This is a genomic window from Kushneria indalinina DSM 14324 (assembly GCF_003385845.1).
GTDB classification, from domain to species: Bacteria; Pseudomonadota; Gammaproteobacteria; order Pseudomonadales; family Halomonadaceae; genus Kushneria; species Kushneria indalinina.
Genome location: NZ_QRDJ01000008.1, coordinates 648,609 through 663,013 on the forward strand (window position 1 = coordinate 648,609; position 14,405 = coordinate 663,013).

Below are 14,405 nucleotides of genomic sequence, written 5' to 3' on the forward strand. Positions count from 1 at the left end.
AACGCGCCCGGAAAGTTAGTAACATCCATCAGCAGGGATTTATCAAAGAAAATCCCTGCTGTTAATGTCGTACTTTGCCGACGTCGAATCAGTACCTGCGAGGCCTGTCAGCCCTTCGGTCGTGGCGGGGCTTTTTTGACCGGGGCCGCATTGCGGGCAATGTGTTCGATGATCAGGCCTGCTACGTCCTTGCCTGTGCTGGTTTCAATCCCCTGAAGGCCGGGGGATGAGTTCACTTCCATGATCACCGGCCCGTGATTGGAGCGTAGAAGATCGACGCCTGCCACCTGCAGTCCCATGGCCTTGGCAGCGCGAATGGCGGTGGAGCGCTCCTCGGGCGTAATACGAATACTGCTGGCACTGCCCCCGCGGTGCAGGTTGGAGCGAAACTCCCCCTCGGCCGCCTGGCGCTTCATGGCAGCGACCACCTTGTCGCCGACCACGAAGCAACGCAGATCCGCACCGCGCGCTTCCTTGATGTACTCCTGCACCATGATATTGGCATTGAGGCCCATGAAGGCCTGAATAACGCTCTCCGCTGCCTGCTGGGTTTCTGCCAGTACGACACCGATGCCCTGGGTGCCTTCCAGCAGCTTGATGACCAGAGGTGCGCCCTTGACCATCTTGATCAGGTCAGGGATATCGTCGGGTGAATGGGCAAAGCCGGTGATCGGCAGCCCCAGTCCCTTGCGCGACAGCAGCTGCAGTGAGCGCAGTTTGTCACGCGAACGGGTGATGCCGACCGAATCGTTGAGGACATAGGTACCCATCATCTCGAACTGGCGCAGTACGGCGGTGCCATAAAAGGTTACCGAGGCACCGATCCGCGGAATAACGGCGTCAAAGGGCTCAAGCTGTTCACCGCGATAGTGGATCGTGGGGTGATGAGAGGCGATGTTCATGTAGCAGCGCAGGGTGTCGATCACCCGCACCGAATGCCCGCGTTGCTCGGCGGCCTCGATCAGTCGCCGTGTAGAGTAAAGATTACGATTGCGCGACAACAGGGCGATATGCATGAGAAGTCCTTTTTGAGCAGGGCTTAGGGTGTGCCATGCAGGAAAGCGGTACCCGGGGCCACCAGCACCCTTCTCATGGCACGACGTCCCAGCAGCATGGGGTGTTTCATGGCAGCGCGATCGACCAGGGTCAGGTCCAGTTCCTGGGTCAGTTCTCCCAGTTGCATGGTCGTACGAATAACGTATCGCCAGCTGGCATGGCCATTGGAGCTTCTGACCTTGCGACGGTCGCTGAGCGGTAGGGTAAACCGGCTTGTTCCCCGGGTGCCTTCACCACTCCAGGTGCCGAAGCTGATCCACCACTGGCCATGCTGCTCGAAAGCATGAATGTTGTCGGCATGCAGGGCAGAGGTTCTGGCACCGGTATCGATCTTGCAGGCAAGGCGCAGATCGAGTTCAGGCAGGGCCACCATCTCTCGACGACCCACGATGGCTCTTGGTTTATAGGGTAGCTCATCCATGCTGTTCTCTCTGTATCGCGTCGATCTGATGCCACAGGGTGGAGCCGGGACTTGCCTGTTTCATCGCCATGATCATGGGCAGACGAAGACGCGGGATTCGGGTCAGGTCGCGAACCAGGACCCTGAAATCGTGTGCTGCAAGCCGTGAGATACTGACAAGATAGTCGCTGGAGCGGCGCTCATGCTCAAGATGATGCCAGCCACGAGCGGCGATGGTGGCCAGTTCTTCAGCATTCGGGGAGTGATGAAGGCGGGTCTCCAGCCATGTGCCAGCATGTTCGAGTGGGCTGGCCAGTATGGCGCTCAGAGCTGCCTGATAACGAGGGTAATCGCTTTCCACGGTCGCACGTTGTGCCACCATGGCATCGAGCAGCGTTTCCTGCTGTATGGGTGCATGGGCAAGGCACTCACACAGGGCAACAAAGGCCGGATCGGGCAGCTTATCCAGCCGTTTCGACAAGAAGGTTTCGTCCTCGTTTGTTTTGCGGACAACAAGGTCGGCAATGCCCTGCAGCCCCAGCTGTTGCCACGCCTGCGTACTGTCATCGCTGAGATAATACCCTCGCGCGGCATCATGATACTGACTGGCAGGCATCTCAAGATCATGAGAAATGCGCGCGTGCAAAAGCGCTTTGGTGAGATCTCCTGGCTGAAGCGCAATTGGCACATCCTTGAGGGTTTCTGCGGCGCTGTCGAGCGCCAGAGTACCATCAGGCGCACGCTGGAAGGTGCTTATCAGCTGTTCAAGAAAATTGTCACGCAGTGCCGGAACCAGCATGGACTGCTCATCCAGCGGTAGCCCCAGACACCAGATGATGGGATCACTCTGCGGAGTGGGGGGGAATACCAGCGCCACCTGCGCCTGCGATTGCCAGGGCTGCGACCATGCCACCTGCTGTTGTTCAAAGGCCCTGAAATGTTCAATGGCGCAGGGCACTACCCGACGCCCGAGATGATAGATTCGGGGCGTAATGTCGGCATGGGCAAAAAGATCGACAAGTGTGGGCGTTAACATCAGGGCATTTCCAGAAGGGTTCATATCGGCGCGGCCGCGCAATGTATCGTGTTGATGGCCGGCGCGCCAGCTCAAAGTTGTTCAAAAAATAAACAATTCTCTGGAGTCGGCGACTCCGCAGGGGCAGACAAAACTATCCCGACCTTATCCACACGTTCGTTCAGTCGATCTGTGCAAAACATGATTGTCGGTCGGTGACAGCGCCGCATCAGGCTTCCATCATTTTATTCACTGTTCAGGGCACGCATAATGACTGACATCATATCTTCTTGAGCAGGAATCCCCATGACGCAATATGAATCGCTGAATGTTGCACTGACACGACTTGAAGCTGCCATGCGTGCAGGCAACCTCTGGCAGAGCCAGACCCAGCCGGAACCGTCTGCCTTTGACAGCGAACAGCCCTTTAATGCCGATACGATGTCGATGGGCCAATGGCTGCGCTATGTGCTGATTCCGCGGCTGCGCAGTCTAATGGAAGGGGAGCATCCGTTGCCGGACAACGCCAACATTGCGCCAGCCGCTGAAGTCTATTTTCAGGAAAATCGCTCCAGCGTTCGCTTGCCCATTCTGGAAGCACTGCGCGATGTGGATAACGTGCTGGTCAATGGAGAACTGCGTCCACAGGAGGGGCAATGAGCAAGGGTGCTCCCTGCGAAAACGACATTGAGGTGCATTACTACTTTGCCTACGGCAGCAACATGAATGTTGACAGGATGCAGGCACGCGTCGGGAAGACCCGGCGCATGCTCTCGGCAACGCTCAGGAACTGGCGGCTGTACTTTGACAAGGCTTCCCGGGTGGATGGCGTGGCCCATGCCAATGTCAGGATGGAAGAGGGCGGGCTGGTCGAGGGCGTGCTGTATGAGTTGACGCATCCAGCGCAGATCCGTGACATGGACCCCTTTGAAGGTCACCCTTGTGAATACTGTCGCCAGGTGGCCATGGTCGATACTGCCGACGGTCCTCTGGCGGCCTGGGTTTATGTGGCCCTGCCTGGAAAAACGGGTTCGGGGCGACTGCCGGCACGCGAATATCTGGGACATCTTCTGGCGGGCAGAGACTTTCTCAGTCATGCCTATCTTGAGCGATTGAGCACCCAACACTGCATCGATAGTCTTGAAGATGAGGCGCTGTTATCACTGGGAATTTCACGAACCACACCGGGCTAGGTGTTCAGACCAGGCAGTACAGATACGAAAAAGGCCACCCATAAGGGTGGCCTTTTGCTGATCGCTTTCCGAAGAGAGCGATCAGATGCCAGCTAACTGTTTAGAAGCGGAAGGAAACGCCGCCGCCTACAGTCAGCGGATCGATATCACGATCGCCGCCGTCGGTGTAATCGGCCTTCAGATCGGTGTACTGGACAAAGCCGTTAAGCGCCCAGTTGTCGGTGATCAAAAGATCAGTACCTACCTGAGCCGTCGGTGCCCACTGACGCTTTTCAAAGCTGTCGGTGCCGCCATTGAGGCTCGAGTCATTGAAGGTGACATAGCTGGCACCCAGACCGGCATAGGGCTGAACGCGTGAATCAGTGCCGCCCATCGGGTAGTACTGCGCCATGATGTTGTACTGCTTCATCTTGAAGCTGTCACCATTGCTGCCATCATAGTCATTGCTGTTGCTACCGCTGAGTTCAACGCCCAGCTTGTCGAACGGCATGACACCGATCGCGCCATTCCAGCTATTTTCGTCGTTGAATTTTCCGCTGGCGGTAATGTCTGACTTGACGACATCGGCGCGGGCATAGACATCACCCTGGCCGTAAGCCATGGCAGACTGAGCGGCGAAAACGCTGGTACCAACCAGTACAGAAGCTGCGAAAATCTTGTTCAGAGTCATGATCTTCTCCTTGCTCGAAATGAAGTTGTTCATATCGATGGGGTTATAGTTGGGAAACGCTGTTTCCTAATGCTTGGTCTCAACTATAGAGAACACTGTTTTGTTTGTCACGTTATTTTTTTACAGTGTTTCTTATCTTTTTAATAATTAAAAGCTATGAAACATGTGGCGGTATACAGGAAAAAGACCATGTGTTAACCGCCCGCGTAACAAAACCTATAGCCAGCTGGACAGTGTCACCACACCGAAGTAATCACTGTTATCCTGGTCTTCGAATTCGCGGCTGCGCTTCAGAGTCGTCAGACTCAAATTGTAGCGATCCCATGAGATCGCGCCTCCCAGTTCCAGATCACCTACCCACTGACGTTTGTCAACGCTGTGACTGTTTCTGAAGGTATTGCCATCCAGCAGCATGTTACGTGCCATGAAACGCCCCTGAGCGTTGCCAAAGATGTACCAGTTAAAGCTTCGGTCGCGAGAGAACATCATGTCCGAGGACGAGTAGGGCGCCATGCCGGGCGTGGTGTATTGATTGTCCAGCCTTCGGCCCAGACGAATTCCCAGCCCGGCGGAGGCGTAATCATAAAGATTGCCCAGGGCAAAACCTGCATTTGGGCCGTACTCCATGGCCAGGCTGCCCAGAGTGTCGCGGTACCACCAGTTGCGCTGCATGGCGAGTGTCACGGTAGGTTCGTTATGCAGCTGGTTATGCCACCCCCTGGGATCATCGCTGTCGACCAGGTGGTGAAAGTTCTTTTGCACTTTTTTCGCGCCGGAGCCCGGACCGATCAGACCGATGTCCAGCGAGAAGGCATCGTCAACGCGCCATTGCGGTGTGAGGTTATGGCGGTACAGCGACAGTCCGCCATAGAGATAGCCCGCATAGGGGCGGTCATCGGTGATCAGGTCGCGACGATCGGTATCTTCCGGTGTATACATCTGCTGGCCGAAACGATAGGAGGCAACGTCAACGTCCCCGGAGGCCCAGCCCGGCATCCAGTCGGCGACCGAACGTGTCCAGTGGTCGCCTTCGGGTTCAAAGCTCCAGCTTCCCTCAACCCCATTGGTATAGTGGCCATCATCGCTTCGAGCCGTAAAGAAGTCGTTGGAAAGCTTGAAGGTCAAAACGCCATCTGCCATGGCAGTAGCGGAAAGGAGCAGGCCAGTGCTTATGAGGATCGCGCGACAGATCATGAATAAGGTTCCCGTTTTAATGACGCTATTTTCGTTAACGGGCTTACTTTAGACGATCATAAGGGATAATGCTTACAATGTTTAACGCATAAAAAAACCGCCACGAGGGCGGTTTTCAGAGCAACAGTAAAGCTACGGCCGCAAGTGTCTTATTCAGGCGCGATGCTCATGCTGTTACCAGAGCCGATGAGCCTGACGCGCTGGCCGGGCTGATAGGGTGTATCGGCTTTTTGCACGACCACCAGGTCCTGACCACTGTCAGTGCGCACCTGAATCTCGTAGGCGCTGACCTGGTTGGCACGATCCTCGACCTTGCTGCCGGCTACGGCACCACCAATGCCGCCTACGGCGGTAGTCAGTACGCGACCGGAACCGCCACCGAACTGATTGCCCAGCAAACCGCCGAGTACGGCGCCACCGATACCACCGAGCCCCGAGTCGTTCTCGTTGCCGGCCTGAATGGTAACAGGACGTACGCCGGTGACCGTGCCATAAGTGACATTGCGTGCGGTTTTGGCCTGGTTGCCACTGTAGGTATTACCGGAATAGATATCGCTATTGGCGCACCCACCAAGGGTCAGGGCACCAAGGGCTACAACGACAAGATAACGCTTCATGGGTAACTCCTGCGCCGGTATGGCGCACCGACGGGCTGTTGTTCTGGAACACTGTTTGACAATTAAAAACCGGACAGGTTTCAACCACTCTATCAGGATGGTCCTGATGACGACCAGGCTGACTGTCAGAAGCCATTGTGCACCACTGTAGCCTGCCAGCACATCGACTGCCAGCGACAACCCCACTGGCTCAGACCAGGCTCAGGGTCATGTCGCGATGGGGAATGCCCGCATCCATGTAAACCTCTCCCCGTGCTACAAAGCCCAGCTGCGCATAAAACTCCAGAGCATGGGTCTGTGCACTGAGTTCGCACTGCGTAAACTGCTGCGCTCGGGCGCAGCCAATCACATGGCGCATCAGCCGTGCGCCCAGTCCAAGGCCACGATGAGAGGCGAGAATGGCCACACGACCGATATGCCCATCGGGCAGCAGCCTTGCAGTACCACAGGGGGTATGGCCGTCCTGCATTAGAAAGTGGGTGCACTCAGGATCAAGCGCATCCAGCTCCTCGCTTTCGTCCACACCCTGCTCGTTGATGAAGACGACACGTCGAATATGACTGCAGGCTTCCTTCAGCGTCGCCCAGTCGCCTGTTTCGATGGTGATGTCATCGTTTTGCATGCTCAGTCGTCCGTGATGTCATCGTCATCATCGAAATCCTCACCTTCTTCTACCCAGCGCAGACTGCCGCGATTGATCAGCGTTGCGAGCAGCGCGCCCGCACCTTCAAGCGCCAGTACCTCCTGATCGATGGCCCGGGCACTGGAGAGGCGTTGTGCCAGTGCCGTGCTGCAGGGGTAGCCGTCGCCATCGACAAAGAGTGTGGCCTGTTCGCCATGCGGGTGCCATGCCAGACGCGAGCCCGGTGCCGGCTCCAGCTGATCACCTTCTGACAGGCCGCTGAGCAGCGTTTCTTCACTGGCCGGTGTCATGGGCGGCATCAGCTGGTCAGGATATTTCACCTGCGTCATGGTGCGCCCGAACCACTGGGCCATCTGTTCGGGGTTGTCCAGGGCCGTCAGCATCTGCTCGCGCACGCGGGCAAGCGTGGTGTCATCGATCAGAGCGCTGTCATGGGCTGCCTCGAGGTCCGGGTCGTGATAGCGCGAGGATTCATCAAGCTGCTCACCCAGGTAGTCGGCCCAGGAGGTCACCATTTCATCCACGGAGGGTGCGCGAAAGCCGACCGAAAAGGTCATGCAGTCTTCGCTCTGGCTGATGCCGTGGTGTGCCACGCGTGGCGGCAGATACAGCATGTCACCGGGTTCCAGCACCCAGTCCTGATCGTTGGTGACCTGAAAGTCGGCAAGAATGCGCAGGTCAATACCATCGATAATGGGCGCGTCCTCTGACATGACATCGCCCAGTTGCCAGCGGCGCTGGCCGCTGGCCTGCAGCAGAAACACGTCGTAGTTATCGACGTGCGCGCCGACATTGCCGCCAGGTGGCGCGAAGCTGACCATGATGTCATCAAGGCGCCAGCGCGGAATAAAGGTGAAATGTTCCAGCAGCTCGGCCACGTCCGGGACGTAGTGGTCCACGGCCTGAACCAGCAGGGACCAGTCCTTGCGCCCCAGGCGTGCAAAGGTCTCGTCATCAAAGGGACCATGAGACACCTGCCACGGCTTGTCCGGACCTTGCTGTTCGACCAGGCGCGCCTCGACGTTGTCTTCACAGGCCAGGCCTGCCAGCTCGTCGGGGTCAAGCGGCGACTCAAAATCGGGAAAGGCGCCCCGAATCAGCAGCGGTTTCTTCTGCCAGTAGTCGTGCAAGAATGTTTCGGCCGACATGCCTCCCAGCGGGAGGTGCGTATGATCTGTCATGATTGCTTCCTGCTTTTGGACACGCCTCAGGTACGCGTGATGTCGTGGGCCTGCTCGGCGGCGTTACCGGTATAGCTGGCCGGTGTCATGGTTTTAAGACGTGCTTTCACATCTTCGGGCAGTTCCAGCGTGTCGATAAATTCGGCAAAGCCTTTCTGGTCGATCTGACGGCCGCGGGTCAGCGCCTTGAGCTTTTCGTAGGGCTTTTCGATACCGTAGCGGCGCATGACGGTCTGTACCGGTTCGGCCAGCACTTCCCAGCTTTGATCAAGATCGCCGTCCAGCCGGGCCGGGTTGCTCTCCAGCTTGCTGATGCCCTTGAGCGTGGCCTGATAGGCAATCAGACCATGCGCCAGACCCACGCCCAGATTGCGCAGCACGGTCGAGTCGGTGAGATCACGCTGCCAGCGCGAAATCGGCAGCTTCTGGGCCAGATGACCCAGAATGGCATTGGCCAGCCCCAGATTGCCTTCGGAGTTTTCAAAATCGATCGGGTTGACCTTGTGCGGCATGGTGGAAGAGCCGATTTCACCCTCCACGGTGCGCTGCTTGAAATAGCCCAGTGAGATGTAACCCCAGATGTCACGGTCAAAATCGATCAGGATCGTGTTGAAGCGGCAGACGCTGTCAAAGAACTCGGCAATATAGTCGTGCGGCTCGATCTGGGTGGTATAGGGATTGAACGTCAGTCCCAGACGTTCGATGAACACGCGTGCGTTCTCTGCCCAGTCGATCTCCGGATAGGCCGCCAGGTGCGCGTTATAGTTGCCGACCGCACCGTTGATCTTGCCCAGCATGTCGATGGATTCGATCTGCTTGAGCTGGCGACGCAGGCGATACACCACGTTGGCCATCTCCTTGCCCAGCGTGGTGGGGCTGGCGGTCTGACCATGGGTGCGCGAGAGCATGGGCTGCTCGGCGTGTTCCTGCGACAGCCTGGTGACGGCCTCAACGATCTCGCGCATGGCGGGCAGCAAAACGTTATCGAGCCCGGCACGCAGCATCAGGGCGTGGGACAGGTTGTTGATGTCTTCACTGGTGCAGGCAAAGTGCACAAACTCGCTGACCGCTTCCAGCTCGTCATGACCTTCAAATTTCTCCTTGAGGAAGTATTCGATGGCCTTGACGTCGTGATTGGTGGTGCGCTCGATGGTCTTGACCCGCTCGGCCTCTTCAACGGAAAAGTCGTTGATCAGCTGATCCAGAAACTGTCGTGCCGCACTCGACAGCGGCGGGACTTCCTCGATCTGCTCGTGTTCGGCCAGACGTTCCAGCCAGCGCACCTCGACAATGACACGGGCGCGAATCAGGCCGTATTCACTGAAGTGTTCGCGCAGGGCCATTGTCTTGCTGCCGTAGCGGCCGTCGACAGGAGAAAGAGCGGTCAGTGCAGAAAGTTCCATCGTGATTCCCGGGTCGGTGCCCAATCGTTGTGAAATTGAAGGGGGCAGCCCGGGGAGGAGCTGCCCGAGACGTCGTTATTCGTCGAGTGACTTGAGGGCACGCCGGATGCCGCTGCGACCGGCGACCAGCTTCCAGCGTCGCCCGCCCTGTTGGTGCCAGAGCAGGGCAAAGCGCACGCCGGACAGCAGGATGGCCCTGACGCGTTCGGGCATTTGCCGACTCTGCAGCAGGGAAGGGTCACCCTGTACCACAATGCGATAGCGAAAGGTGGACAGGGTGTCTTGATAGATTTCACCCAGGCTTGCGATCACATTTTCATGCAGTTCGCCGAAATGTTCAGCCTGAGCCTGAACCCGGCCCAGCCGCTGCCCCAGCGTATCCATCATCTCGGTGTTCTTGCGCAGACGATGCATGAGCAGAATCAGTGAAAAGCCGTAACGCATGACATTGGGCGAGACCTGTTGGCGTGTCAGAACGCCATCCAGTGTCTCGATGCCCGGGCGCAGGTTGTTGATCTGGCCGCCGTAGACATCCTCGAAGGTGGCCGGGCTGGTCTCCAGTGTGGCCTTGATCAACGTCGACCAGGCGCGTTCATTGGTATGGCCTGTACGGGCGAGCTCATCGACAACGGTTGCGGCCTGAAAAACTCCGGCCAGCGCCAGTGCCTGACGCGCCTCACTGTTCATGCTGCACTCTCCAGCGCTTGGCGAAACGTCGTGGCAATCACCGCGCCGCCCAGACAGACATTGCCCTCGTAAAGGACGGCGGACTGACCAGGCGTGACGGCGCGCTGGGGCTCGTCAAAGATCAGCGTGACGCTGTGATCGTTATTGATAATGACCCGACAGGGCTGATCGCTCTGGCGATAGCGGATCTTGGCGCTGGCACGAAATTCACTCACTGTCGGCGGCTCGCCAATCCAGTGCATGGCTTCAGTGGTCAGCGACTGCCGATAGAGAAGATCGTGATGCTTGCCCTGGACCGCGATCAGAACGTTGCGTTCAAGGTCCTTGTCCGCCACATACCAGGGCGCCTCGGGATAGCCGTTGATGCCGCCAATGCCCAACCCCTGGCGCTGGCCCAGGGTGTAGTACATCAACCCCATGTGCTCACCGATATCTTCACCTTCCGGCGTCTGAATGCGGCCGGACTGCGCCGGCAGATACTGACGCAGAAAGTCGGCAAAGCGGCGCTCGCCGATAAAGCAGATACCGGTGGAGTCCTTCTTGCGCGCCGTGGCCAGACCGTGCTGTTCGGCCAGCGCGCGCACTTCGGATTTCTCCATCTCCCCGATGGGAAACAGGGTGCGGCTCAGGGCCTGTTCGCTGACGGCATGCAGGAAATAGCTTTGGTCCTTGTTGGCATCAATGCCCTTGCACAGCAGGGTGCGCCCGTCACGATCTTCACGGCGGACATAGTGGCCGGTGGCAATCAGCTCGGCGCCCAGCATTTCCGCGTAATCAAGGAAGACCTTGAACTTGATTTCGCGGTTGCAAAGGATGTCCGGGTTGGGCGTTCGCCCGGCCCGATACTCTTCAAGAAAGTGCTCAAAGACGTTATCCCAGTACTCGGCGGCAAAGTTGGCCGTGTGCAGACGGATACCCAGCCGGTCGCAGACGGCCTGGGCATCGGCCAGGTCGGCCTTTGCCGTGCAGTATTCGGTGCCGTCGTCCTCGTCCCAGTTTTTCATGAAAAGGCCTTCCACGTGATAGCCCTGCTCAAGCAGCAAAAGGGCCGTCACGGAAGAGTCCACACCGCCGGACATGCCGACGATGACCTTTGATGGCGTGGAAGAGGAGACTGCATTGTTGACAGGGGAAGTCATGGCGTACCCGTCGTCAGATATCATTTGGCCAACATTATACGCCAGCCGCCCCCTGCCTTGACAGGCGGGGAGGACGGATCGTGGTCGGATGGCTGCTCCGATGGTTCATGACGCTCTCTGGGGGTGATTCAGATCGCGGATCAGGTCGAGCGGGTAGGCGCGGCCTTCAAGGGCGTCGTGAATGCGTTTTGCCACCAGCGGACTTCTGAGTCGGCCGGCGTGCTCAAGGGTTTCGATCTGCGCCGGGCGGTACCAGTCGATGCCGAAGATACCTTCATCAAGCGTTTCGGTAACACGCTGTACCGGGCGAGCCAGAAAGGTATGGCTGTGATAGACCACGCCGTTGGGGGCCGTGTTGATGTAAAGCCCCAGATAGCCGTCCAGAATGATCTCCCAGCCGCTCTCTTCCCGAGTCTCCCGGTGTACGGCCTCGATCAGGGATTCCCCGGATTCCAGATGTCCGGCTGGCTGATTGAATACCGTTGGCGCGCCCGCTGCGCCCAGGCGGTCACGCTCTTCGATCAGCAAAAATCGTTCACGATCGACCACGACGGCGGCGACCGTCACGTGGGGCAAAAATCGGCTCATCGTTCTTTCCTGCGTGTTCTGCTGCGTTGTGGCCGAGCGCCGCTCGGCTGTGAGGTGCGGGGCATGTGGATGGTTTCGCGTCGCCATTCACCCGGGGATAACGCTCCCAGCGTCCACTGGCCGATGGCCGTGCGAATCAGTCTCAGGGTGGGATGTCCCACATGGGCAGTCATTCGGCGCACCTGCCGATTGCGTCCTTCGGTAATCGAGATTTCAATCCATGTGTCAACAATGTTGGCGCGATGACGTACTGGTGGTTCGCGTCGGGAAACCGTCGGCGAGTCGATCCGTCTGATTCTGGCGGGGCGGGTTGGGCCGTCCTTGAGAGTGATCCCTTTGGCCAGTGCCCTGAGAGCATTGTCATCAGGCTGACCTTCTACCAGGACAAGATAAGTCTTGGACTGCTTGTGATCAGGATGCGTAATCCGGTGGGCCAGCATGCCATCATCGGTCAGCAGCAGCAGGCCTTCGCTATCGTAATCCAGCCGCCCGGCAGGATAGATGTCAGGGATGTTCAGCCAACCGGCAAGGGTGTCACGGCCCTGTGTGTCCGTGAATTGTGTAAGCACCTGGAAAGGCTTGTGAAAGAGATAAAGTGTACTCATAAGCACGACCTGATTGTCGACAACCTCTACGCAGTAACCGGGTCTTGATGCTACATTAGGCCCATCATTTCAGGACAGAATCTTTCGTTCCCATTACGTCGGAGTATTGCCATGCCCAGTGCCAACATCAGCGTTCCCGATAACGGTCAGATGATTACGATCAATGACGACTTCACGCTTTCGGTACCGGATCGACCCATCATTCCCTTCATTGAAGGCGACGGTATAGGGGCAGACATCACCCCTGCCATGCAGAAAGTGGTCGATGCTGCCGTGGCGGGGGCCTATGGCGGGCGTCGCGAAATCCAGTGGATGGAGGTCTATGCCGGTGAAAAGGCGACGCGTGTCTACGGCGAAGACAGCTGGTTGCCGCAGGAGACGCTTGAGGCGGTCAGGGATCATGTCGTGTCCATCAAGGGACCGTTGACCACACCGGTTGGTGGCGGTATCCGCTCACTGAATGTGACGCTGCGCCAGACGCTGGATCTCTATGTCTGTGAGCGTCCGGTGCGCTGGTTCAAGGGGGTGCCCAGTCCGGTGCGTCAGCCGCAGAATATCGACATGGTGATCTTCAGGGAAAACACTGAAGACATCTATGCCGGCATCGAATGGCAGGCAGGGTCAGCGGAAAATCAGAAACTGATCCAGTTTCTGCAGGAAGAGATGCAGGTCGACAGCATCCGTTTCCCCGAGCAGTGCGGCATCGGTATCAAGCCGGTCTCCGAGGAAGGCAGCAAGCGGCTGGTACGCAAGGCGCTACACTACGCCATCGACAACGGTCGGGAGTCCGTGACCCTGGTGCACAAGGGCAACATCATGAAGTTCACCGAGGGCGCCTTCAAACAGTGGGGCTATGAGGTCGCGCGTGACGAATTCGGTGCAGAACTGCTGGATGGCGGGCCCTGGCTTTCCATGGAAAATCCTCGCGATGGCAGCACCATCGTCATCAAGGATGTGATCGCTGATGCCATGCTGCAGGAGGTGCTGATCCATCCCGAGCAGTTCGATGTCATCGCCACACTGAATCTTAACGGTGATTTTTTGTCTGATGCACTGGCAGCCCAGGTGGGCGGTATTGGTATTGCGCCCGGCGCCAATCGCGGTGACGCCGTCGCCATGTTCGAGGCCACTCATGGCACGGCGCCGAAACTGGCCGGCAAGGACAGCGCCAACCCGGGCTCCCTGCTGCTTTCCGCTGAAATGATGCTGCGCTATCTCGGCTGGGATGAGGCTGCGGCACGTATCATCAGTGGCATGGAAGCAACGATCGCGCGTGGTGAGGTGACGGGAGACTTTCACCAGGTCATGTCGCAGGCGACCCTATTGGGCACCTCGGCCTTTGCTGATGCCGTGGTGCGTAACATGCCCGCCTGACAAGTACTGTTACAGACCAGCGCCGCTGCCCGTTAGCAAAATGTATATAACGGGGAGCGCCGTTTTCGACTCTCGTTGCACCGTGCCGGCATGAGATACTGTTTTTGTTGCCGCGCGCTTGCATCGTCGGCAGGGCAGCACCATCTTTAAGGGGAACACTGAGGCTTGTTAGCGCTCAAACTGTTAGCTCGATGAGTGCATTCAATCATCTTTCCGCTTGTTTTCATCGATCCGGGCACATATGTTCAAGATAGATAGTGAGGCACTTCACTGCGATTTTCGTAATACGGTCACTCGTTCAGGCATGACACCTCCCGATTCCGACCCTGATCACAAGGAGCAGGGCGATGTCGCCGAGCAGTCGAGCGACCCAGAGCTTGAAGAACCGCCGCTTTACAAGGTGGTGCTTCACAATGACGACTACACGCCCATGGAGTTTGTCGTCGAAGTACTTCAAACCTTTTTCGCCATGGATCACGAGAAGGCGGTACAGATCATGCTGGCCGTTCATACTCAGGGTAAAGCGACCTGTGGCATCTACACCCGTGATATCGCGGAAACCAGGAGCCAACAGGTCAATCAATACGCTCGAGAATGCCAGCATCCACTGCTGTGCGATATCGACCGGGCAGACTGAGCT

General features: G+C 57.7%; 17 protein-coding genes. 4 read left to right on the top strand and 13 right to left on the bottom strand.

Annotated features, from left to right (window positions below):
* Positions 1–107: 107 nt before the first annotated feature.
* The 3 genes from rimK to C8D72_RS13920 are packed head-to-tail and all read right to left on the bottom strand — an operon-like array spanning position 108 to position 2,492.
* A complete protein-coding gene (gene rimK / locus C8D72_RS13910; protein WP_115855016.1) occupies positions 108–1,016 on the bottom strand; it encodes a 30S ribosomal protein S6--L-glutamate ligase in 909 nt (302 codons plus the stop codon).
* Positions 1,017–1,039: 23 nt separating this feature from the next.
* Complete coding sequence (locus C8D72_RS13915) at positions 1,040–1,477, bottom strand: ATP-dependent zinc protease family protein (RefSeq protein ID WP_115855017.1); 438 nt, start codon at positions 1,475–1,477, stop codon at positions 1,040–1,042.
* Positions 1,470–2,492, bottom strand: a complete 1,023-nt coding sequence (locus C8D72_RS13920) for a DUF3549 family protein (protein WP_170140610.1) — start codon at positions 2,490–2,492, stop codon at positions 1,470–1,472. Before C8D72_RS13920 ends, C8D72_RS13915 begins: the two co-directional genes overlap by 8 nt.
* Positions 2,493–2,777: 285 nt before the next feature.
* Here C8D72_RS13920 and C8D72_RS13925 point away from each other — a divergent pair, with 285 nt between their 5' ends.
* A complete protein-coding gene (locus C8D72_RS13925; RefSeq protein WP_115855019.1) occupies positions 2,778–3,131 on the top strand; it encodes a YqcC family protein in 354 nt (117 codons plus the stop codon).
* The gene (locus C8D72_RS13930; protein ID WP_245955266.1) at positions 3,128–3,664 is read left to right on the top strand and encodes a gamma-glutamylcyclotransferase family protein; all 537 of its coding nucleotides are present in this window, start codon (positions 3,128–3,130) and stop codon (positions 3,662–3,664) included. The genes C8D72_RS13925 and C8D72_RS13930 overlap by 4 nt, the downstream gene beginning before the upstream one ends.
* 100 nt (positions 3,665–3,764) lie before the next feature.
* Here the strand turns inward: C8D72_RS13930 and C8D72_RS13935 are convergent, their stop codons facing one another.
* The 10 genes from C8D72_RS13935 to C8D72_RS13980 form a co-directional block, all read right to left on the bottom strand.
* On the bottom strand, positions 3,765–4,334 hold the full coding sequence (locus C8D72_RS13935; protein WP_170140611.1) for an OmpW/AlkL family protein: 570 nt from the start codon (positions 4,332–4,334) through the stop codon (positions 3,765–3,767).
* A gap of 216 nt (positions 4,335–4,550) precedes the next feature.
* Complete coding sequence (locus C8D72_RS13940; protein ID WP_115855021.1) at positions 4,551–5,528, bottom strand: lipid A deacylase LpxR family protein; 978 nt, start codon at positions 5,526–5,528, stop codon at positions 4,551–4,553.
* Between the two features lie 149 nt (positions 5,529–5,677).
* Positions 5,678–6,145, bottom strand: coding sequence for an outer membrane lipoprotein (locus C8D72_RS13945; RefSeq protein ID WP_115855022.1), 468 nt, complete (start codon positions 6,143–6,145; stop codon positions 5,678–5,680).
* Positions 6,146–6,335: 190 nt separating this feature from the next.
* Positions 6,336–6,767, bottom strand: a complete 432-nt coding sequence (locus C8D72_RS13950) for a GNAT family N-acetyltransferase (protein ID WP_115855023.1) — start codon at positions 6,765–6,767, stop codon at positions 6,336–6,338.
* Between the two features lie 2 nt (positions 6,768–6,769).
* On the bottom strand, positions 6,770–7,969 hold the full coding sequence (locus C8D72_RS13955) for a cupin domain-containing protein (protein WP_115855024.1): 1,200 nt from the start codon (positions 7,967–7,969) through the stop codon (positions 6,770–6,772).
* Between the two features lie 26 nt (positions 7,970–7,995).
* The gene (gene purB, locus C8D72_RS13960; protein WP_115855025.1) at positions 7,996–9,372 is read right to left on the bottom strand and encodes an adenylosuccinate lyase; all 1,377 of its coding nucleotides are present in this window, start codon (positions 9,370–9,372) and stop codon (positions 7,996–7,998) included.
* A 75-nt stretch (positions 9,373–9,447) separates the two neighbouring features.
* Complete coding sequence (hflD, locus tag C8D72_RS13965) at positions 9,448–10,059, bottom strand: high frequency lysogenization protein HflD (RefSeq protein ID WP_115855026.1); 612 nt, start codon at positions 10,057–10,059, stop codon at positions 9,448–9,450.
* Positions 10,056–11,198: a tRNA 2-thiouridine(34) synthase MnmA gene (mnmA, locus tag C8D72_RS13970; protein WP_115855027.1), complete on the bottom strand. Its 1,143-nt coding sequence runs from the start codon at positions 11,196–11,198 to the stop codon at positions 10,056–10,058. The genes hflD and mnmA overlap by 4 nt, the downstream gene beginning before the upstream one ends.
* A 105-nt stretch (positions 11,199–11,303) precedes the next feature.
* Entirely contained in the window at positions 11,304–11,786 is a 483-nt protein-coding gene (locus tag C8D72_RS13975) for an NUDIX domain-containing protein (protein WP_115855028.1), read from the bottom strand.
* Positions 11,783–12,391 carry a pseudouridine synthase gene (locus C8D72_RS13980; RefSeq protein ID WP_115855029.1) on the bottom strand — a complete coding sequence of 203 codons (609 nt, stop codon included), beginning with the start codon at positions 12,389–12,391 and terminating at the stop codon, positions 11,783–11,785. Before C8D72_RS13980 ends, C8D72_RS13975 begins: the two co-directional genes overlap by 4 nt.
* A 111-nt stretch (positions 12,392–12,502) precedes the next feature.
* Between C8D72_RS13980 and icd the strand changes: the two genes are divergently transcribed.
* Both icd and clpS read left to right on the top strand, forming a co-directional pair.
* Positions 12,503–13,765, top strand: coding sequence for an NADP-dependent isocitrate dehydrogenase (gene icd / locus C8D72_RS13985; RefSeq protein WP_115855030.1), 1,263 nt, complete (start codon positions 12,503–12,505; stop codon positions 13,763–13,765).
* 304 nt (positions 13,766–14,069) lie between these two features.
* A complete protein-coding gene (gene clpS, locus C8D72_RS13990; protein WP_245955267.1) occupies positions 14,070–14,402 on the top strand; it encodes an ATP-dependent Clp protease adapter ClpS in 333 nt (110 codons plus the stop codon).
* Positions 14,403–14,405: the final 3 nt, after the last annotated feature.